Here is a 713-nt window from a genome sequence, read left to right as displayed (position 1 = left end):
GTCTTTCTTCGCCTCTGACTGCCAAGGCATCCACCACATGCACTTAATTACTTGACTATACAACCCCAAACAGTCGTTTATCCTTACAAGTGGGATAAGCAACAGATTGTGATGATTTCTCATCACGCTCATACAGTTGGCGTTTGTGCACTTAAGCACCGTACAGCTTCAATTAGATTCATATACCAAAACGCTTGATTCAGTTAATTTCGCTAGAACTCATTTCTTGTAGTTACCTACTTGAAACGAGTTTGAACAAATTATTTCAACTCAAATATATTCTGTTAATGATTTTTCCAGCCTTCGTCAGGTCAGGAAACTGTGATAAATCACAGAGATTATCAAGTGCGCGTATCATAACGCTTGTACTTGCTAATCTCTAGGATCTAAACACTTGATCGCTTAAGGACTAAACTAACAATCAACTGATTGTCTATTTATTAGCTTTTGTCTTTATACATTCCGTAGGAATGTATGGTGGAGACTAGGAGAGTCGAACTCCTGACCTCCTGCGTGCAAAGCAGGCGCTCTACCAACTAAGCTAAGTCCCCAGCTTATCAATAAGTCAATGTATCGTTCTGTTCTGTTTGCTTCAGCACTTTCATGCTTCGTTAGTCAGATTTGGTGGGTCTGACAAGACTTGAACTTGTGACCCCACGCTTATCAAGCGTGTGCTCTAACCAACTGAGCTACAGACCCTCAGATACATCGTA

Annotated in this window: 2 tRNA genes; both read right to left on the bottom strand. The window is 40.8% G+C overall.

What is annotated here, in order from left to right:
* Positions 1-475: 475 nt before the first annotated feature.
* Positions 476-551, bottom strand: a tRNA-Ala gene (locus NI469_RS15735).
* A gap of 71 nt (positions 552-622) precedes the next feature.
* Positions 623-699 (bottom strand) — tRNA-Ile (locus NI469_RS15730).
* Between the last annotated feature and the right edge of the window lie 14 nt (positions 700-713).

The sequence above is a fragment of the Acinetobacter lwoffii genome, from assembly GCF_024129735.1.
Classification (GTDB): Bacteria; Pseudomonadota; Gammaproteobacteria; order Pseudomonadales; family Moraxellaceae; genus Acinetobacter; species Acinetobacter lwoffii_H.
Note: the sequence above shows the minus strand (reverse complement) of the source record. Positions and strands in the feature narration are given on the sequence as shown.